Genomic DNA, 20,784 nt, shown 5'->3' with positions numbered 1-20,784 from the left:
GCAGCCTACAAACCGGGGTAAAAATACGCGAATTCTCACCAATTGCTGGACACGCTTTTGCAAGTAACGGTACTGTTGCCTTGCGTCACTTCCTATCTAGCGAGCCCGTCATGCGCCACTTATCCATCAAGCAAGCCTTCATAGCAACCTTCCTTCTGACCCTGTTGCTGGCGGCTGCGACGCTGTGGGCGCTGCTGCGCGTTTCCGACAAACAGGCCTCGGCCACGGCGGCCAGCCAGGCCCGCTACCAGTCCTACCTGCTGGCCGACGAACTGCGGCAAAGCTCCGACGACCTGACGCGCCTGGCGCGCACCTACGTGGTGTCCGGCGATGCGTCGTACGAGCGGCAATACATGGAGATCCTCGACATCCGCAACGGCAGCAAGCCGCGGCCGGAAAACTACGAGCGCATCTACTGGGACTTCGTGGCCGGCGGCCTGCCGGTTCCGCCGACGTCAGGGAAGACCGTCTCGCTGCAGGACCTGATGAAGCAGGCCGGCTTCACCGAGCAGGAGTTCGGCAAGCTGCGGCAAGCCCAGGCCAATTCCGATGGCCTGGTCAAGACCGAAGTGATCGCGATGAATGCCGTGAAGGGCCGCTTCGACGATGGCAAGGGCGGTTTCACGCGCGAAGGCGAGCCGGACATGGAGATGGCGCGCCGCATCATGCACGACACCACCTACCACCAGAACAAGGCGCGCATCATGCAGCCCCTGAATGAATTCCTGGCCATGCTCGATGCCCGCACGTCGGCATCGGTGGCCCAGGCGGAAAGCGAAACGCGCACCGCTTTCGCCATGGCGGTGGTGCTGCTGGCCCTGTCGGTGGGCGGCACCGTGCTGTGCCTGCTGCTGGTGTACCGCTATATCGCACGCAACCTGGCCAGCGCCACGGCCACCGCCGCGCGGATCGCGCAGGGCGACCTGACCGAGGAGATCCCCGTCGCGCACGACGATGAAGTGGGTATCCTGATGCGCGCCATCGCCACCATCAACGGCAACCTGGCCGGCATGATCGGCCAGATCCACGCCAGCACCGATGAAATGGCGGTGGCCACCGGCGAGATCGCGCGCGGCAATGCCGACCTGTCGGCCCGTACCGAATCGCAGGCCAGCTCGCTGCAGGAAACCGCCAGCTCGATGGAATCGCTGACCCACGCGGTGCAGCGCAACGCCAACGACGCCGGCGAGGCGAACCGGCTTGCCGCCAACGCCTCGGCCATTGCCGCACAAGGTGGCGAGGTGGTGTCGAAGGTGGTCGGCACGATGGGCGCGATCCGCGAAAGCTCCACGCGCATCGGCAACATCACCAGCGTGATCGACGGCATTGCCTTCCAGACCAATATCCTGGCGCTGAATGCGGCGGTGGAAGCGGCCCGCGCGGGCGAACAGGGCCGCGGTTTCGCCGTGGTGGCCTCCGAAGTGCGCAACCTGGCGCAGCGCAGCGCCGCGGCGGCGCGCGAGATCAAGGAACTGATCGGCGATTCGGCGGGCACGGTGGAGCAGGGCGCGCGCATGGTCGACGAGGCGGGCAAGACGATGGGGCAGGTGGTTGATGCGGTGCGCCAGCTGGAAAGCATCATGGCCGGCATCACCAGCGCCAGCGCCGAGCAGAGCACGGGCATCCAGGAAATCAGCCGCGCCGTCACGATGATGGACGATATCACCCAGCAGAACGCAGCCCTCGTCGAACAGGCCGCGGCCGCCGCCGAAAGCCTGCGCCAGCAGGCGGCCGGCCTGTCGCAGGCGGTCGGCAGCTTCCAGCTGCGCGAGATCCCTGCGGCGCGCCCGAGGGGAGCCGGTCAGCGCGACCTGCTGCTGGCGCACTGACCGGTTCGGCCCCGCTACCTCAGCGCGCGATACTGCGGTCCAGGAACGCCAGCATGGCCGCGCCGATCTCCGCGCCATGCGTCTCGATGGCGAAGTGGCCCGAATCGACGAAGCGCACCTCGGCTTTGCCGTTATCGCGCCGGAATGCTTCGGCGCCGGCCGGGAGGAAGAACGGATCGTTGCGGCCCCAGATCGCCAGCATGGGCGGCTGGTAGCGCCGCAGGAAGGCGTGCAGCTGCGGGTAGTGCGCGATGTTGCTGCCATAGTCGACCAGCAAGTCCATCTGCGCGTCGACGCCGATGCGCTCGATCGCCGCGTGGGCCAGTTGCCAGGTTTCCGGCGCGACCAGCGACACATCCTTCACTCCCTCCACGTACTGCCAGCGCAGCAGGTCCAGCGTGTTGAAAGCGCGCAGGGCTTCGCGGTTGGCCGGCGTCGGCTCGGCCCAGGCCCGGCGCATGGGCGCCCAGCCCTTGCTCAGTCCCTCCTCATAGCCATTGCCGTTCTGGCTCACGATCGCGGTGATCCGTTCCGGGTTGCTCACCGCCAGGCGCCAGCCGACCGGGGCGCCGTAGTCGAACACGTAGATGGCGTAGCGCTCCAGGCCCCTGGCGCGGGTGAACGCGTCGATCACCGCGGCCAGGTTGTCGAATGTCCAGGCAAATCCCTCCGGCACGCTGGTCTGCCCGAAGCCCGGCAGGTCCGGCGCGATCACGTGGTAGCGGCCGGCCAGTTGCGGGATCAGTGCGCGGAACATGTACGAGGAAGCGCCGAAGCCGTGCAACAGCAGCACGGCCGGGGCATCCGGCGCGCCGGCCTCGCGGTAGAACAGGTCGACACCGTCGACTTCCATGGTGCGGTAATGGACTTGCGTGGCGCCTGGCACGGTAGTGACTTCGTCATTGGCGGTCGGGGCATTCATGGTTTCTCCTTGTCGGGCAGGGCCGGGTGGGTTGAATAACCTGTATAATTCAATTTATTGGGTTACGTGAGACGGAGTGTGCTCCGCTTCTGATAACCTGTCAAATTAATTTTAAGAGGTTACTCGATGACGAATGCCGACACCGGCCGCACCGTTGATCCAGCCGGGCCGCCGCTGCTGGCCGATCACCTGGCACTGGACCTGCTCAATACCGAAGCCCGCGCCGATGGCGCAGCCGTCGAGTTCTGGCACACGGGCGACGACGTGCTGCGCTGGCTGGCGCGGCAGGGCATCGTTCCGGCGCCGGGCGCCCCGGTCGATCCGGCCGCGCTGCTGGCGCAGGCACGCGCGTTGCGCGCGCTGGCGCGCGAACTGGTCGGCCGGCACAAGGAAGGCAAGCCGGCCGATGCTGGCGCCTTGAACGCCTACCTGCACGCCTATCTCAGCGCGCCGCACCTGGCGCGGGACCGCGAAGGCCGGCTGGTACTGGGCCGCGTGCCGCGCGGCGACACCATCGCGGCGCTGCTGGGCCCCGTGGCCGAGGCGGTGGCGCAACTGCTGGCGGACGGCGACTTCGCCCTGGTCCGGCAATGCGAGCACCCGGACTGCGTGCTGTGGTTCTACGACCGCACCAAGGCGCACAAGCGCCGCTGGTGCAGCATGGCGCTGTGCGGCAACCGCCACAAGGCAGCCCAGTTCAGGAAGAAAGCCAGCCAGGGGGCCGCCGCATGAGTACAGCCACAAGCGTAACCACGAGCACGGACCTGGGCACACTCGCGCTGGGCCCGCTGGTGTTCTCCACCCACGTGCTGCTCGTATTGCTGGCCATCCTGCTGGCGACCGGCGTGGCGGGCTGGTTCCACCGCCGGCGCGGCGTGGATGCCGGCCCGCTGGTGTGGAAAATGATCATTGCCGGCTTTGTCTGCGCGCGGCTGGTGTTCGTGTTGAAGCACCGCGACATCTATGCCGCCGCGCCATGGACCGCGTTCGACATCCGCGATGGCGGCTTCGAACCGGCGCTCGGCCTGGTCGCCGCCTGCGTCATCGGCGCGGAGGTGGCAAGGCGCAGCGACGCCTTGCGGCGCCCGCTGCTGGCATCGGTGCTGGCCGGGCTGGCGCTGTGGGGCGGCGGCACGCTGGCGCTGCAGGCCATGGCGCCGGCACATGCGCCGCTGCCCGACGTCACGGTGCGCCAGCTCGACGGCACCGAGATCGCCCTGGCGCGCTTTGCCGGCAAGCCGCTGGTGGTGAACCTGTGGGCCACGTGGTGCCCGCCATGCCGGCGCGAAATGCCGGCGCTGCACGCCGCGCAGGCGGCCAATCCGGACATCGCCTTCGTGTTCGTCAACCAGCGCGAATCGGCCGACACGGTGCGGCGTTTCCTGGCGGGCCAGGGTCTGCGCTTGCAGAACGTGGTCACCGATCCGGCCGGGCGGCTGGCCACCGCCACCGGCTCGGCGGCCTATCCCACCACGCTGTTCTACGACGGTGCCGGGCGGCTGGTGCTGCGCCACGCCGGCGAGCTGTCGGCGGCCACGCTGCGCGACAAGCTGGAACGGATCCGCTGAGCTCTTCCATGGCCGCCGCCGGACCGGTGGCGCGGCCCGCTCCCGTGCGCTTGCGGCTTGCAAGCCGTGCGCGTATCCTTCACCCATCCACGGTCGAGGTTTTAGCCCCGACGGGACCGGGGCGCGCAAGCAAGGCACACGTGCCAACGTGGCAGATGTGGCAGATGTGGCAGATGTGGCAAAACCCGGCACAGGCGGAACAAGCGGCACAGGCGGCAAACGTGCATGGACAGTAGCTGCCACAGGGAGAATGGATGGACGGGTCAAAGAGCATTGCGCTCGCGTCGCGCGCCCTGCGCACGACACGGGCCGCGGCCCTGCCGATTTTCGCCTGGCCCTTCTTCGGGCTGGTCGTTGCCTGCACCTGCTGGATCTACCTCATCCAGGTGCTCGACGCGGAACGCCTGCAGTTCGAACGCGGTGCCTACGACGCGGCAAGCCGCGTCGCCGCCAGCCAGGCGGCCCAGCTGTCGCGCGACCTGACGATGATCGACCAGGTCCTGGTGCTGGTGGGCTCGCACTGGCAGGCCGTCGGCGGCAAGCCCGAGCAGGGAGCGCTCGATGAAGTGGTCGGGCCCGACAAGGCCATCCTCAACATTTCCGTGGTCAGTCCCGCAGGGGAGATGCTGTTCACCAACAGTCCGTCGGCCTGGTCGCAGGAAGAGCTGGCCAACCTCGTGCGCCAGCCGTTCTTCGTCGAGCAGAATCGCAATCCGGCGGACACGATGTACATCGGCCCGCCCCGCAGGATGGCGGGGCAGGACCGCCCCTTCACCCGCTTTTCGCGCAAGATCCTCGACGCCAGCGGCAGCCTGGCCGGCATGGTCGTTGTCGCGCTCGACAGCGATGCGCTGATTCCGGCGTACGACAGCAGCGTGCTTGGCAGGTACGGCTTCGTCACGTCGGTCGGGCTCGACGGCATGGCCAGGGCGTTCCGGGCCGGTGGCGGTGCCCGGCAGTTCGCGCCGTTTCCGCCATCGCTGCGCTTTGCGCTGGATACCCCGCAAGGCGAGATGCATGTGTCGGGCAGGGATTTCGGCGATAGCGTCAGCCGGTTCGTATCGTGGCGGCGGGTGGATGGCTTTCCGGTCGTGATGGTGGCGGCCGCCGACCAGTCCGATACGCTGGCGGCCCTGAACGAGCGCCGCAGCGCCTCGCTGCGCGTGGCCGCGGGCGCCAACCTCGTGCTGGCCGTGTTCGTGATCATCGCCACGATGATGTCGACCCGTTTCCACCGCGAGCGCCGCCAGCTCGAACTGTCCCAGGCCGCCTACCGCAAGGCAACGGAAGGCGGCACGGAAGGGTTCTTCATCTGCCAGCCGGTGCATGGCACGGGCAGCGTCATCAAGGATTACTGCGTGGTCGATTGCAACGAGCGTGGCGCCGGCTTCCTCGGCTCGTCCAGGCAGGCGGTGACTGGCGCGCACCTGGGCGGCCTGCGCGGCGGCCTGGCCACGGGACCGTTCAAGCAATTGCTCGACAAGGCTTTCCGGCTGGGTTCGGCGGACGACGATTTCCTGCTCGACGCAGGCAGCCGCCAGGAAGCGCAGCAGTTGCGCGTGGGCGTGGTCAGGTCGGATGGCGTGCTGGCCATTACCGTGCGCGACGTCACGCTGGAAAAGTCGCACCTGGCGGACCTGGAACGGCGCGGCAATGAGGACACGCTGACCGGCCTGCCGAACCGGGCCTGGATCCGCGCGCACCTGCCGGCCATGCTGGAGCGGGCCGACAAGGCCGGCGCCAAGGTGGCCGTGCTGTTCGTCGACCTCGATGGCTTCAAGCTCGTCAACGACACCTTCGGGCATGGCGCCGGCGACGAGGTGCTGCAGCACGTGGGCCGGCGCCTGAAGGTATCGGTGCGGCCGATGGACCACGTGGTGCGCCTCGGCGGCGACGAATTCGTCGTCGTGCTGGAACTGGCCGGCAGCCAGGCGGAGGCCGAGCAGGTGGCCGAACGCATCCTGCACGCGTTCCATGCGCCGTTCTCCACGTCGAAGGGTACCGCGTCGGTCGGCACGTCGATCGGCATCAGCCTGTACCCGGTGGATGCGAAGGACATGGAGACCCTGTACCAGCATGCCGACCTGGCGATGTACCAGGCGAAAACCTCGGGCAAGAACCGCTATCACCTGTTCAACCCGGCGTTCTACGAGGCGATGCGCCTGCGCACCCGGCGCGAGAAGGAATTGCGCGCCGCCATCGCGGAAAACCAGTTCGTCATGCATTACCAGGCGCGGGTGGACTGCAAGAGCGGCAAGGTGACGAGCCTGGAAGCGCTGGTGCGGTGGAACCACCCGGCCGAAGGCTTGCTGGGGCCGGACGAATTCATCGGCCTGGCCGAGGAAACCGGGCTGATCCTGAACCTGGGCGAACTGGTGATCGACCTGGTCTGCACCCAGATCGCCCAATGGGAACATGGCGTCTACGGCGGCGTGCCGGTGTCCATCAATGTGTCGAGCCGGCAGTTCAACGAACGCGACATCCGCGAAAGCATCGCCAGTGCGCTGGCCCGGCACGCCATCGATGCCTCGTCCGTCGAGATCGAGCTCACCGAGTCGTCGATGGTGGTCGACCCGGTGCGCACGGCCGACAACCTGCAAGCCATCCACGCGCTCGGCGTGAAACTGCTGGTCGACGATTTCGGCACCGGCTACTCGTCGCTGTCCATGCTGCACAACATGTCGTTCGACGTGCTGAAAGTCGACAAGTCGTTCACCAGCCGGCTGGGCGTGGATGAAAACGGCGAAGTGTTCTTCCGCGCCATCATCACGATGGCCCATTCGCTGGGCATGCGCGTGGTGGCCGAGGGCGTCGAGACGGCCGAGCAGGCGCGCATCCTCGAAGCGCTGCAGTGCGATGAACTGCAGGGGTTCTACCTGTTCCGGCCGGTGCCGGCGGAACAGCTGCCCGACAGCCTGGAATTGCAGGCGAACGCGGTACCGGCAACCTGAAGCCGGCAACCTGAAGTCACCGACCTGAAGTCACCGAGCTTAAGTCACCGAGCTTAAGTCACCGAGCTTAAGTCACCGAGCTTAAGTCACCGGACATGCCGCTTGACTTCGAGCGCGCTCGAAGTCTTAGCCTGTGGACGTGCGTGACCCCATGCACCCGCGCCCGGCGGCGCGGACAACCACGGCTTCGAGGGAAGGGCAACAACCATGGTGAACACGACGACAGCGATCTCGGCGGGATTGATGGTGGCAAGCGCACTGGCCGGAGCACCGGCCACGGCGGCGGAGAACGATGCGCGACGGGCGCGGGGCGAGGCGGCGCTGGCCAAGATCACCGGCGCGGAAGGGCGCACGGTGGTGGAAACGATCCGGCGCACGTCGCCGGAACTGGGCGACTGGATCGTCGATTTCGCCTATGGCGATGTGTTTTCGCGCCCCGGGGTGTCGCTGTGCACGCGGGAGCTGGCCACCGTGGCGGCCCTGACCGCGCTCGGCAATGCCCAGCCGCAGTTGAAGGTGCATGTCGAAGGCGCGCTGAACGTGGGTTGCAAGCCCGATGAGATCGTTGAAATCATCATGCAGATGGCCGTCTACGCGGGCTTTCCCAGTGCCTTGAACGGTATCGCCGCGGCCAGGGAAGTGTTCGAGAAGAAGGGCGTGCAGACATCCGCGATGAAGGCTGCGACGGACGCGGCGCAGCCGGCCGCTGCCCCGGGCCGCTGAAGCGCCGCGCCGACGCTTGGGCCGATGCATGGGCCGATACTTCTGGCGATGCTGGTGGCGATGCTCGTGCCAATGCTTGTGCCGATGCTTGTGCCCGAGCTCCACTGGTCATACAGTAGCGGGGCAGCAGCCCATCCACTTTCCCGTGAGCGCGCATGGAACCACACCTCTCCATCGATGAAGTTGCCCAACGCACCGGCCTGACCGCGCATACGCTGCGCTACTACGAACGCATCGGCCTGATCGCCCCCGTGCGCCGGGCCGGCGGCGGCCAGCGGCGCTACGCGGCGGCCGACCTGGCCTGGATCGAATTCCTGCTGCGGCTGCGCACCACGCGCATGCCGGTCAGCAAGATGCGTGCGTTCGCCAGGCTGCGCGCGGCCGGTGAATCGACCATCCCGGAGCGCCGCGCGATGCTGGAAGCGCACCTTGCCGAGGTGCTCGCGGACATCGACGCGATGCGCGGGGCGGCCGGGGTCTTGCGGGAAAAGATCGGTTTCTACCGGAATGCGGAGGAGGTGGCCGTGGAGCCGGCCTGCGGCGCCAGTGCCAGCGCCAGTGCCAGTGGCAGCGCCGGGCTCGCGGCCGATGCCGGCAGGGTGCTGGCGAAGAATGCCTGACAGTGCTTGGATAAGCCCACCCCAAGTGCAAATTCCGGGGTCAGACCCGCCGGGGTGAAGCAGGGGTTTCGCGAAGCATGCTTCGCGCCTGCGGAACGGTGCTGGCATGCAGGCCAGCACTCCCTCCTGACCCCAGCCCTTCGCTGTTGGGGTGAATGCATGCGCTCCAATCTGTCGGATAACGCTTAACTTAGCGGCACTACTGCCTTGCGGAGCCTGCGCCGGCGTTCGCTCCCTTACTTGCGCTTGGCTTCGCCGATCGGGCTGCCGTTCATGCGCACCACGAGCGCCGTGGCGTGGCCGCTGGCATCCGCCATGAACTCGACCTCGGCATTGTTTTCCTTGACGAGGAAAGTGTGCGGCTTGTCCAGCGGATGCAGCACCAGGTTCTTGCCTTCGTACGCCACGGTCAGGTCGTTGCCCGCGCGCGAGAACGCCAGTGGCGGCATGCCCTGGCCGGTGAACTCGCCGACATAGCGTTCGATCTGTGCCGCGGTCAGCGCGCTCTTGGCGGCCGCGGTGGCCGGCGCCGCGCCGAACGGCTGGTGGTCATAGCTGACCGCGCGCGACAGTTCCCATGTGCCCGGGCTCTTCTGCAGCCACACGTGCGAATAGCGTGCCTTGCCCTCCGTCGCTTCCGCGGCCGTGCCGCGCTTGATGTGGAAAGTGTGGGTGCCGCTGACCAGCGCGCCGTACACCTGGGCGCCCTGCTTGAGCAGGAAGACCTGGGACTCGCCGGCCTGGCGGCGCGTCTTCTCCTGCGGATTGCCGCAAATGTTGTTGCGCACGGCCGCGCCCAGGCTGTCCTTGCCCTTCAGCGCGCCACCCATGTCATGGTAGAACTCGACGTCGCCGGCCAGTCGGCTGGCGATCGTCGCGTGGTCGCAGGCGTTATAGGCTTGCCAGAACGCCGCTTCGGCCGCTTCCACCTGGGATTGGGGAGTGGCCTGGGCGGCGGCGAACAGGGGTGCCGCGGCCAGCAGGGAAAACATGAAGGTGCGCGCGGAAGTTTTATACGTCATTGAATTGTCTCCTGTTTTTTGGTCGTTCATCATACCTGCGAGACTGGACTTTTTGGCAACTCCCCGATGTAATTCTCAGCCCGCTGATTCAACCTGCTTATTCACCCTGAACCCCGTCAATTGTCTCGGATTGTCATGAAATGTGCCTAAACGTAATGGACGTTATTAATATCTTCTCGACAATTGACGATATAACATCACGTCGGATTTAATCCCTCCCTACTCGCCTGAGGTCGGCGAGGAAAACACTGCGGAGAATGAATACGCCCCCCTTCCTCGATTGCGCGAACCATTCGCGTGAATCGGTACAGGGCATGCGCATTCAGCGACGCCACCAGAGATCGATTAATCCTTATTGGCCCGGCCGCCGATCGGTACCGGCGCAGGCCGCATCCAGAACACATCATCAGGGAGATGAATAAACATGACCTCGAATATCACGCCCGGCGCAGCCGCATTGAATCCGGTACCGCTGCTGGCCAGCACGGACGGCAACGATTCGATTCCCGGCAGCATTGGCGCGGACAGCCTGTCCGGCCTGGGCGGCAATGACACCATCCGGGGCCAGATCGGCAACGATACGATACTGGGCGGTACCGGTGCGGACCTGCTGTATGGCGACGCCGACCACGACAGCATCGCCGGCGACAGCGGGAATGACCGCCTGAACGGCGGCACGGGCGACGATGTCATGACGGGCGGCACCGGCGACGACGACCTGTACGGCGAAGCTGGCGCGGACCGGCTCGATGGCGGCGCGGGCAAGGATTACCTGGCGGGCGCCGCGGGCGCGGACGTGTACCTGTTCGGCAAGGGCAGTGGCGTGGATACGGTCTACAACTACGACAGCGATGCCGTCGGCGTGAACGCCGACAAGGTGCTGCTCGGTGCCGGCATCGCCACCACCGGCGTGACACTGCTGCGCTCGTACGGCGACCTGGTGCTGAAGATCAACGGCACCGGCGACCAGCTGACGGTCCAGGGCTATTTCAGCGGCGACGGCGCCACCGCGTCGGCCGTCGAAACCATCCAGTTCGCCGATGGCACCACGTGGGACGTGGCGGCCGTGAAGAGCAGGGTGCTGGCCGCCACGGCCGGTGCCGACACGATCGTCGGCTTCGCCGGCGCCGACAGCGTGGCCGGCCTGGACGGCAGCGACAACATCCAGGGCCAGGGCGGCGACGACACCGTGGCCGGCGGCACCGGGGCCGATACGCTGTATGGCGACGATGGCAACGACACCCTTGGCGGCGATGCCGGCAACGACCGCGCCCAGGGTGGCGCCGGCGACGATGCCGTTGCCGGCGGCAGCGGCGACGATGAACTGTACGGCGAAGCGGGCGCGGACCGGCTCGATGGCGGGACCGGCAAGGATTACCTGGCCGGCGGCACGGGCGCCGATGTGTACGTGTTCGGCAAGGGCAGCGGCCAGGATACCGTCTACAACCACGACGGCGACGCGGTGGGCGCCAATGCCGACAAGGTGCTGCTCGGCACCGGCATCACCACGGCCGGCGTGAAGCTGCTGCGCTCGAATAGCGACCTGGTGCTGAAGCTCAACGGCACGAACGACCAGCTGACGATCCAGAACTATTTCACCACCGACGGCTCCACGGCGTCGGCGGTGGAAACGATCGAGTTCGCCGATGGCACCAGCTGGGACACGGCCATGGTGAAGAGCAAGGTGCTGGCCGGCACGGCCAGCCACGATGCGATCACCGGCTACGGCACGGCGGACAGCCTGTCCGGCCTGGACGGCAACGACGGCGTCCAGGGCAACGGCGGCAACGATACGGTCGCCGGCGGCAACGGTGCCGACACGGTGTACGGCGACGAAGGCAACGACAGCCTGGGCGGCGACGCCGGCAACGACCGTGGCTGGGGTGGCGGCGGCAACGACACGCTGGCCGGCGGCACCGGGGACGACGAGCTGTACGGTGACGCGGGTGGCGACCGCCTCGATGGCGGCGCGGGCAAGGATTACCTGGCCGGCGGCACGGGTGCCGACGTGTACCTGTTCGGCAAGGGCAGCGGCCAGGATACCGTCTACAACTACGACAGCGATGCGCTGGGCACGGATGCCGACAAGGTACTGCTCGGTACCGGCGTCACCCCGGCCGGCGTCACGCTGCTGCGTTCGTCCAGTGACCTGGTGCTCAAGCTCAACGGCACCGACGACCAGCTGACGATCCAGGGTTACTTCACCAGCGAAGGCACCACGGCGTCGGCGGTGGAAACGATCCAGTTCGCCGACGGCACTGCCTGGGATGTGGCGGCGGTCAAGGCACGGCTGACCACGCCGGCCGTCATCCCGTCGAAGACACTCTCCGGCACGGCGGCGGGGGACACCCTGACCGGCGGCGGCGGCAACGACTCGCTGTACAGCTACGCCGGCGGCGACCGCCTCGATGGCGGGGCGGGCAACGACCTCCTGGACGGTGGCGCGGGCAGCGATACCTACCTGTTCGGGGTGGGCTCGGGCAGGGATACGATCAGCTCGCACGACATCACGGCGGGCAAGGTCGACACGATCCAGCTGGGCACCGGCGTGTCGGCCGCGAACGTGACGGCCTCGCGTGACGGCTGGAGCCTGGTCTTGAAGATCAATGGCACGACCGACGAGCTGCGCGTCACCAATTACTTCCACGGCGACGGCGCGGGCGGTTACCAGGTCGAACGGATCAAGTTCGCCGATGGCACCAGCTGGGACGTGGCGACGGTGAAGGCCAGGGTACAGGTCGCGACAGCCGGGACGGAGGTGCTCTACGGCTATGCGGTGGCCGACGTGCTGGCGGGCCTGGGCGGCAACGACACGCTGTACGGCGCGGCCGGCAACGACAAGCTCGATGGCGGCGCGGACAACGACACGCTGTACGGCGAGGACGGCGACGACAGCCTGGCCGGCGGCGCCCACGACGACCGCCTGGACGGCGGCATCGGCAACGACACGCTGCAGGGCGGCACCGACCGCGACACGCTGTATGGCAACACCGGCAACGACCAGCTCGACGGCGGCGCTGGCGACGATGCGCTCGACGGCGGCACCGGCAACGACACCTACCTGTTCGGCTGGGGCGCGGGCCGCGATACGATCAGCGCCTACGACGCCACCGCGGGCAAGGTGGATGCGATCCAGCTGGGCACGGGCATCCTCGCGACCAACGTGACGCTCACCCGCGACAATTCGTCGCTGGTGCTGTCGCTGAACGGCACCGGCGACGAGCTGCGGGTCGCCAGCTACTTCAGCGCCGACGCCACGGGTGGCTACCAGGTCGAGCAGATCAGGTTCGCCGACGGCACCATCTGGAATATCGCGGCCGTGAAGGCGAAGGTGCAGGTGGCCACGGCCGGGAACGACGTGCGCCATGGTTACGCGACGGGCGACGTGCTGGCCGGCCTGGGTGGCGCCGACACGCTGTACGGGGCCGCCGGCAACGACAAGCTCGATGGCGGCGCGGACAACGACACGCTGTACGGCGAGGACGGCGACGACAGCCTGGTGGGCGGCGCCCACGACGACCGGCTCGACGGCGGCAACGGCAACGACACGCTGCAGGGCGGCACCGACCGCGACTCGCTGTACGGCTATGCCGGCAACGACCAGCTCGACGGTGGCGCGGGCGACGATGCGCTCGACGGTGGCACGGGCAACGATACCTACCTGTTCGGCTGGGGCGCCGGCAGGGACACGATCTCCTCCTACGACGGCACGGCGGGCAAGATCGACGCGATCCAGTTGGGCGCCGGCATCGCCACCACGAACGTGGCGCTCACGCGCGACGGCACGGCGCTGGTGCTGGCGCTGAACGGCACCGGCGAAGAGCTGCGCGTTGCCAGCTACTTCAGCGCGGACGCCACGGGTGGCTACCAGGTCGAGCAGATCAGGTTCGCCGACGGCACGATCTGGGACGTGGCGACCGTGAAGGCGAAAGTGCAGCTTGCCACGGCCGGGAACGACGTGCGCCACGGTTACGCGACGGACGATGTGCTGTCGGGCCTGGGCGGCGACGACATGCTGTACGGCGGCGCCGGGAACGACAAGCTCGACGGTGGAACGGACGTCGACACGCTGTACGGCGAAGAGGGCAACGACACCCTCGATGGCGGTGCCCATGCCGACTACCTCGCCGGCGGCAACGGCGACGACCTGTATCTCGTCGGCGACAGCGCCGACCGGGCAATCGAGTACACCGGCGGCGGCAGCGACACGGTGCAGAGTAGCGCCAGCTTCGTGCTGGAAGCGAACGTGGAAACCCTGCTGCTGGCCGGCAGCGCGGCAATCAACGGCACCGGCAGCGCGCAAGCCAACACGATCACGGGCAACGCCGCCGCCAACGTGATCACGGGCGGGGGCGGCGCCGACATGCTCAAGGGCGGCGGCGGCAACGATACGTTCGACTTCAATGCGCTGGCCGATTCGGGCATTACGGCCAGCACCTGGGACGTCATCGGCGACTTCGTGCGCGGTGCGGACAAGGTCGACCTGGCCACGCTCGACGCCAACACGGCGACCACCGGCAACGAAGCGTTCACCGGCTTCATCGCCAGCGCTGCCGCATTCACCCAGGCAGGGCAGCTGCGCTTCGCCGACGGTGTGCTCTACGGGAACACCAATGCCGACAGCGCGGCGGAGTTCGCGATCCGGCTGGTCGGCATCACGGAGTTCAATGCGGGCGACGTGGTGATGTAACAGACCCGGCACCCCGCCAGGCGAGCCGTTCCACGACGGCTCGCCTGGCGTCCGGTCGATGCCGGACATTATTGCCGCGCACGGTTGCCGCGCACCGTTGCCGCGACGCTTCATGCCCCGTATAATGAGTACACACTCATTCATCTAGCCGATCCGTGGCCCGACCCAAGAGCGAAGAAAAACGCCTTCAACTGCTGCACGCGGCCGCCGAAGCCGTGGCGCAGCGGGGCGTCGGCGCGCCGACGGCCATGATCTCGGCCATGGCCGGCGTGGCCGAAGGCACGCTGTTCCGATATTTCCCCACCAAGGAAGCACTGCTGAACGAGCTGTACCTGCATCTGTTCGGCCACATGTGCGCGGCCCTGGCGGAAGCGCTCGATCCCGCGCAGCCGCTGGTCCAGCGCGCCCGCCAGCAGTGGAACGCCTACATCGACTGGGGCCTGGCGCATCCGTCATGGATCAGGGCCATCAACCAGCTGGCCGTGACCGATATCCTGACGCCGCAGACGCGCGCGGCCGAACTGTCGCTGTTCCCGGACCTGGGCCTGGTGGAAGCCACCAGCATGAACAGCGGACTGTTCCAGGACCTGCATCCCGCCTTCGACGATGCCATCATCATCGCGATCGCCGATGCCACGCTGGACTTCGCCACGCGCGAACCGGCGCGCGCCGCCGAGTACAAGCTCAGCGGCTTCAACGCCTACGCGCGCATTTTCCTGCCGTCCTCTTGACCCTTTGCCATTTAAATGAGTGAGTAGTCACCAATATATATGGAATGAAGCTGTGCGGAAGTGGAAGCTGTACTGGAGTGGAAGCTGTACTGGAGTGGAAGCTGTACGGGAAGGAAACTGTACGGTATCAACGCGCCGCGGTGGAGTTGCCGCGGGGCTGGCATGGATACGAAGGGACTGAAACATGACTGAACGATCGGCCAGCGCCGGGGAAGCGCCGGTGCGCTGCGATTCCCGCGACATGGAAGCCGCCGGTGCCACCGGCCCGCTGCCGGCCCGCCTGCACATGGCCGGGCCGGCGGCGGGCAAGCGCGACACGCTGGTGGTGTTCTTCCACGGCGGCGGCTTCGTCGGCGGCTCGATCGACGAGGCCGACGAGTTCCTGCGCCAGCTTGTCATGGCCGATCCCCGGCAGGTGGCGCTGGCGGCCGGCTACACGCTGGCATGTGCCAGCCCGTTCCCGGCCGCGGTGGAAGACGCCCATGCGGTGTTGCTGTGGGCGAAGAAGAACAAGGCGAAGCTGGCCTGGAACGGCAAGCGGCTCATCGTGGCCGGCATCGAGGCCGGCGCCAACCTGGCCGCCGTGGTGTCGCTGGTGGCGCGCGACCGCGGCGGGCCGGCCCTGGCCGGGCAGGTACTGATCATGCCGATGCTCGACCCGGGGCTGTCGACATGCTCGATGCGCACCATGCCGGCCTGCCTAGACAAGGCCACCGTGGTCGACGACGTGGCGCGCACCTGCGCAGAAGGCTATCGAGCCTACCTGCCCAATGCCGCCGACCGCACACACCCCTACGCGTCGCCATTGCAATCGTCGCGCCTGAAGAACCTGCCGCCGGCGCTGATCCTGTCGGCCGACGACGACCCGCTGCGCGACGAGGCCGAACAGTACGGCGCCCGGCTGATCGGCGCGGGCATTCCCACGGCCGTGAAGCGCCTGCCACCTCTACCCCTCGAAGAACCCGGCGGGCGCAGCGACTGCGTCTGCACGTTCGCGCTGGCGGAGATCGCCGCGTTTATCGACCTGCAGCATTGAGGGTCTGATGGCGCCATGAAGGCTGCATCGGCCGGTCACGCGACCGCTCCGCTGCCGCCAGCCTGCCGCGCCTGGCTACGTGCCGTCAGCCACACCAGCACGGCGGCGCCCAGCAGCATGGCGGCGCTGGCCGTGAAGGCGCTCCGGTAGCCGCTGCCATCGAACAGCACGCCCCCGATGGTCGATCCGAGGGCGATCGACAACTGGATCACCGCCACCATCAAGCCGCCGCCAGCTTCCGCATCCCGCGGGAAAGTGCGCGGTATCCACGCCCACCAGCCCACTGGCGCCGCCGTAGCGATCAAGCCCCAGAAGCCCAGCAGTGCAACGACGATGCCCGCCTGGCTGCCAAAAGCGGCCAGGGCAATGGCCGCGGCCCCCATCAGCACGGGGATTGCCGCCAGCGTCGGGTAGAAGCCGCGTTGCAGCACGGTGCCGACGAACAGCGTGCCGAGGAATCCCGTGAGACCGATCACAAGCAGGATCAGCGACAGGTTGCCCGTATCGACCCGGGTCACGGTTTCGAGAAACGGCCGCACATAGGTGAACAGCGTGAATTGCCCCATGAAGAACAGGCCGACGGCCAGCATGCCCAGGCTGGCGACCGGATTGCGCAACAGCCTGAAGATCGCCAGCGGCCGTCGCGCACCTGCCGCCTGCGGCGCGGCCGGCATCGAAGGCAGGCTGACCCACTGCCAGGCCAGCGCGACGAGCGATACCGGCACCAGGCACAGGAAGGCGCCGCGCCAGCCGATGACCGAACCCAGGTAGGCGCCGAGGGGCGCCGCGACGACCGTGGCCAGTGCGTTGCCGCCATTGAAGATCGCCAATGCACGCGGAACCTGCTGGAGCGGCACCAAGCGCATGGCAGTGGCCGCCGACATGGCCCAGAAGCCGCCGACGGCGACGCCGATCAGTGCGCGGCCGGCCATGTAGACGGCGTAGCTGGGCGCCAGCGCGACGATGGCGCCGGACAGGCCCATGGCGCCCGTCAGCAGGAGCAGCAGCGTCTTGCGGTCCATGCTGCCGGCCAGCGCCGAAATGAACAGGCTCGTGACGACGGCAAAGGCGCCGGAGATGGCGATGCCCCGTCCCGCCATGCCCTGGCTGACATGCAGGGCCCCGGCGATCGGCGTCAGCAGGCTGACCGGCATGAACTCCGAGGCGATCAGCGCGAAGACGCACAGCGTCATGGCGAAGACGCCGCCCCAGGCGGCGGGACGATCGGTGGAGAGTAAGGCGGCTGGACCATGCATGCGGGATTCCCTTCGATATTCACGGGCGTTGTCACGCCGAACAGCGGGGAATGGTAAGGGTGAAGCAGGGCGCGCAACGGCCCCGGAATTGCTTGCCCATATGAACCAGGTTCATGAATACGGCGCTCCATTGCTTAGGCGGCGTCATAAAATACTGCCTGGCGGCAGTGCCGTTAAGTTAAGCGTTACCGACATATTGAGCGCATATGCATTCACCCCAACAGCGAAGGGCAGGGGTCAGACCCGCCGGGTCTGACCCCGGAATTTGCACTTGGGGTGGGCTTATCCAAGCCGCATCACTGCCTGGCGAATTTGCCCCCAGACCTGTTTTTCCCCACACCGGCCGGAGTGCGCATGGCACGCGACAATATCAATGACATCATCGTCTTCCTCGCCGTGGCCCGGGAACGCAGCTTTACGCGTGCCGCGGCCAGGCTCGGCATGACGCAGTCCGCACTCAGCCACATCATCCGCGGCCTGGAAGGGCGCCTGGGCGTACGCCTGCTGACCAGGACCACACGCAGCGTCTCGCCGACGGAGGCGGGAGAACGGCTGCTGCAGAACGTCGGCCCCCGCCTCGAAGAGATTGAGGCCGAGATCGCGGCCGTCAGCGACCTGGGCGACAAGCCCGCGGGCACGGTACGCATCACGGCGATCGATCACGTGGTCAGCAGCGTGCTGTGGCCCCGGATCGCGCCGATCCTGCCGCGCTACCCCGACCTGCATGTGGAGATCAGTTCTGACTACCGGCTGGTCGACATCGCCGCCGAGCGCTTCGACATCGGCGTGCGTTACGGCGACCAGGTCGAGAAGGACATGATCGCGGTCCGGCTGACCGGCGAGGTGCCGATGGCGATCGTCGGCTCGCCCGGCTATTTCGGCTGGCACCCGAAACCGGCCATGCCGGCGGACCTGATGAAGCACAACTGCGTCACCCTGCGGCTGGCGAGCAGCGGCGGCATCTACGCATGGGAACTGGAGAAGGACGGGCAAAAGCTGGAAATGCGCGTGCGGGGGCAAGTCGTCTGCAACAGTGCCGGCCATATGCTCGACGCGGCCTTGACGGGCTGCGGCCTGGCCTTCGTTCCCGCCGACATGGCCGGCCCGCACGTGAGCATGGGGCGGCTGGTGAGCGTGATGGAAGACTGGTGCCCGCGCTTCCCCGCGCTGCATGCCTACTACCCGAGCCGGCGGAATTCGTCCCGCGCGGTCACGCTCGTGATCGACGCGCTCCGGCTGAAGACCTGAGGCCGGACCCGCGTGCGTTCCGAAGCGTCCTCCTTGCCATGTCCATCAGCGGATGCATGACGGGAATTGATGGCCGCCACGCCTAGAAACGCAGCGTCAGCTTCAGCAGCACGCTGCGCCTGAACATGCTGCGCCCGGGATTGTCGCCGAACTCGGGGTGGGAGCGATGCAGCAGGTTGCGCCCGACCAGTGCTACGTCGAGATTCGGGCGCGGGCTCCACGTCCACTGCCCATCGAGCTCGTAATACGATGGCACGGCCGGATCCGGCAGCGCTCCCACATAGCGCAGCGTTAGGTCCAGCGCGCTGTCGTCGGTCAGGTCGTGCGAGGTGCGCAGCAGCCAATGGCGCTTCGGGTCGTTGGTCGTCAGGCCGCTGCTGGCGCTGGTGTCCTGGCTGCCCGGCAGCAGGGAGGTGTGCACGTTCTGCAACACCAGGCCGGCGTTGATCCGCCAGGCCGGCGTGGCCTGCCACTGGCCCCACATCTCGATGCCCCGCGTGGTGCCTTCCCGCAGGTTCTGGAACTGCAGCAGCGCCGGCGCGGTGGGGCTGGCTTGGGGCTCGAGCGTGCGCAACCTGTCGTAGCGGCTGTAGTACGCCGTGGCCGACCAGGACAGCGTGGCGGCGGGCTGTGCGCGGTAGCCCAGTTCGACGACCCTGGCCACTTCGGACTGGAAGTCGGGGCCGCCGCCGATCAGGTAGACCGCGCGCCCGCCGGCGTTCATCGGCGCGCTCGGCGAGTGCAGGTCGCGGTCGAAGCGCGATGGCGCGCGCACGGTGCGGGCCACGCTGCCCCAGACCAGCTGGTCCGCGCCCGGTGTCCACGCCAGGCGCAGGCTGGGCAGGTATTCGGCGCCCGTGTAGATGTTGTGCTCGACCTTTGCGCCGGCGGTCACTTTCAGCGCCGGCGAGACGGCGTATTCGTTTTGCACGAACAGGTTCGACCAGCGCAGGTTCAGGTCGCCGGGCAGGAAGCCCAGGCCGGGCGAGTTCGTTACCCTGTCCCAGCTCTGGCGGAAGCCGCCGCCCCATGTCAGCAGGTTGCGTTCGCCGAGGCGCACGTCGTGCTGGGCTTCCAGGTCCAGCGTGGACAGGCGCTCGACGAACGCCCCCGGCTGGTTCCGCTCGGTGTGGTCCAGGATGAGCTGCAGGCGCAGATTAGCGTCGGGCGACAGTTTGCGCGTCAGCCGGCCCAGCAGGTTGGCGCCGGAAGTCTGCACGGGCAAGGCGGCCAGCTGGCCCAGCTTGCCCTGGTAGGCGTCGCCGGACACGGTCAGCTCGCTGTCCCGCAGCTTCCAGTCGGCGCGAAAGCCGGCCTGGGTGCGGTGCATGCCGGTGTTGGTGTCAATTCCGGTGGCGGTCAGGGTATTGTCCAGCTGATGGTACTTCCCGTACACGCGGTAAGTGCCGCCGCCGGCCAGCGTGCCGCCGTAGCGCAGCGAGGCATTCTTGTCCTGCCCGCCGCCGGCCGCTGCGAACTGTCCGCCCTGGGTGTCGGCCGACGAGCGCGTGATGACATTGATGACGCCGTTGACGGCGTTGGCGCCCCAGATCGTCGCGCCGGGCCCGCTGATGACTTCGATGCGTTCGATGTCTTCCATCACCACGTCCTGGGCATCCCAGAACACACCGGAAAACAGCGGCGTGTAGATGCTGCGGCCGTCGATCATTACCAGCAGCTTGTTCTCGAACGGGGTATTGAAGCCGCGCGCGGTGACGGCCCAGTTGCGCGCATCGACCTGGGCCACCTGCAGGTTCGGCGCCAGGCGCAGCGCCTCGGGCAGGGACTGCGCGCCGCTGCGCCGGATGTCGCCGCCGCTGATGATGAAGATGGAAGCGGCCGTGTCGCTGAGCCGTTCCTCCTGCCGCGACACCGACGTCACGACGACATCGCTGAGCTGTTCGAGCGACATGTCGGCGAAGCGGTTGCCGAAGGACTCCATGGCGTGGGCCGGCGCCGCACCCACCATCACTGCGACGAGTCCTGCGCGTGAAAAGCTGGCTCTTCTGGTCATATCGTTCCTGCGGCTGCCGTCTTTTCCGCCGCCGTCGCCAGGGCGGTGACAGAGTGGAAAGGCACGGGCTGATGCGCGTGTCACGAAATTATAGAGCACCCGACACATTTTCCCCGTCAAATTTTTGCTTGTGCGCAACACTCGAGCGTGGGCGCGTGCCGGTGGATGGGCTTC

General features: G+C 67.4%; 14 protein-coding genes. 10 read left to right on the top strand and 4 right to left on the bottom strand.

Annotation, left to right across the window (positions count from 1 at the left end; all coding sequences use genetic code 11):
- The first annotated feature begins 110 nt into the window (after window positions 1-110).
- Window positions 111-1,829, top strand: coding sequence for a methyl-accepting chemotaxis protein (locus EYF70_RS31935; RefSeq protein WP_131146742.1), 1,719 nt, complete (start codon window positions 111-113; stop codon window positions 1,827-1,829).
- Window positions 1,830-1,848: 19 nt separating this feature from the next.
- Here the strand turns inward: EYF70_RS31935 and EYF70_RS18605 are convergent, their stop codons facing one another.
- Window positions 1,849-2,751, bottom strand: coding sequence for an alpha/beta fold hydrolase (locus tag EYF70_RS18605; RefSeq protein WP_131146741.1), 903 nt, complete (start codon window positions 2,749-2,751; stop codon window positions 1,849-1,851).
- A gap of 126 nt (window positions 2,752-2,877) precedes the next feature.
- On the opposite strand from EYF70_RS18605, the gene EYF70_RS18600 reads away from it, so the two are divergent.
- The 5 genes from EYF70_RS18600 to EYF70_RS18580 all read left to right on the top strand — a co-directional run bounded on the left by EYF70_RS18600 (window position 2,878) and on the right by EYF70_RS18580 (window position 8,613).
- Entirely contained in the window at window positions 2,878-3,483 is a 606-nt protein-coding gene (locus EYF70_RS18600; RefSeq protein WP_131146740.1) for a CGNR zinc finger domain-containing protein, read from the top strand.
- Window positions 3,480-4,319, top strand: a complete 840-nt coding sequence (locus tag EYF70_RS18595) for a TlpA disulfide reductase family protein (RefSeq protein ID WP_131146739.1) — start codon at window positions 3,480-3,482, stop codon at window positions 4,317-4,319. Before EYF70_RS18600 ends, EYF70_RS18595 begins: the two co-directional genes overlap by 4 nt.
- 254 nt (window positions 4,320-4,573) lie before the next feature.
- Complete coding sequence (locus tag EYF70_RS18590; RefSeq protein WP_131146738.1) at window positions 4,574-7,270, top strand: bifunctional diguanylate cyclase/phosphodiesterase; 2,697 nt, start codon at window positions 4,574-4,576, stop codon at window positions 7,268-7,270.
- Window positions 7,271-7,513: 243 nt separating this feature from the next.
- Complete coding sequence (locus EYF70_RS18585) at window positions 7,514-7,993, top strand: carboxymuconolactone decarboxylase family protein (RefSeq protein WP_131149192.1); 480 nt, start codon at window positions 7,514-7,516, stop codon at window positions 7,991-7,993.
- A gap of 155 nt (window positions 7,994-8,148) precedes the next feature.
- Complete coding sequence (locus EYF70_RS18580; RefSeq protein WP_131146737.1) at window positions 8,149-8,613, top strand: MerR family transcriptional regulator; 465 nt, start codon at window positions 8,149-8,151, stop codon at window positions 8,611-8,613.
- A gap of 236 nt (window positions 8,614-8,849) precedes the next feature.
- Here the strand turns inward: EYF70_RS18580 and EYF70_RS18575 are convergent, their stop codons facing one another.
- Window positions 8,850-9,635, bottom strand: a complete 786-nt coding sequence (locus EYF70_RS18575) for a nuclear transport factor 2 family protein (RefSeq protein WP_165497731.1) — start codon at window positions 9,633-9,635, stop codon at window positions 8,850-8,852.
- A 424-nt stretch (window positions 9,636-10,059) separates the two neighbouring features.
- On the opposite strand from EYF70_RS18575, the gene EYF70_RS18570 reads away from it, so the two are divergent.
- The 3 genes from EYF70_RS18570 (at window position 10,060) to EYF70_RS18560 (ending at window position 16,092) form a co-directional block, all read left to right on the top strand.
- Window positions 10,060-14,325 carry a beta strand repeat-containing protein gene (locus tag EYF70_RS18570; protein ID WP_131146735.1) on the top strand — a complete coding sequence of 1,422 codons (4,266 nt, stop codon included), beginning with the start codon at window positions 10,060-10,062 and terminating at the stop codon, window positions 14,323-14,325.
- A 155-nt stretch (window positions 14,326-14,480) separates the two neighbouring features.
- Window positions 14,481-15,056: a TetR/AcrR family transcriptional regulator gene (locus EYF70_RS18565; RefSeq protein ID WP_131146734.1), complete on the top strand. Its 576-nt coding sequence runs from the start codon at window positions 14,481-14,483 to the stop codon at window positions 15,054-15,056.
- Window positions 15,057-15,240: 184 nt separating this feature from the next.
- A complete protein-coding gene (locus EYF70_RS18560) occupies window positions 15,241-16,092 on the top strand; it encodes an alpha/beta hydrolase (protein ID WP_131146733.1) in 852 nt (283 codons plus the stop codon).
- A gap of 35 nt (window positions 16,093-16,127) precedes the next feature.
- Here EYF70_RS18560 and EYF70_RS18555 read toward each other — a convergent pair whose 3' ends face one another.
- A complete protein-coding gene (locus EYF70_RS18555) occupies window positions 16,128-17,285 on the bottom strand; it encodes an MFS transporter (protein WP_131149191.1) in 1,158 nt (385 codons plus the stop codon).
- 417 nt (window positions 17,286-17,702) lie between these two features.
- Here EYF70_RS18555 and EYF70_RS18550 point away from each other — a divergent pair, with 417 nt between their 5' ends.
- A complete protein-coding gene (locus EYF70_RS18550) occupies window positions 17,703-18,596 on the top strand; it encodes a LysR family transcriptional regulator (protein WP_131146732.1) in 894 nt (297 codons plus the stop codon).
- Between the two features lie 82 nt (window positions 18,597-18,678).
- Here EYF70_RS18550 and EYF70_RS18545 read toward each other — a convergent pair whose 3' ends face one another.
- The gene (locus EYF70_RS18545; protein WP_165497730.1) at window positions 18,679-20,610 is read right to left on the bottom strand and encodes a TOL_0244 family TonB-dependent receptor; all 1,932 of its coding nucleotides are present in this window, start codon (window positions 20,608-20,610) and stop codon (window positions 18,679-18,681) included.
- Between the last annotated feature and the right edge of the window lie 174 nt (window positions 20,611-20,784).

The organism is Pseudoduganella albidiflava (genome assembly GCF_004322755.1).
Lineage (GTDB): Bacteria > Pseudomonadota > Gammaproteobacteria > Burkholderiales > Burkholderiaceae_D > Rugamonas > Rugamonas albidiflava.
This window is presented reverse-complemented; position numbering and strand designations above follow the sequence as displayed.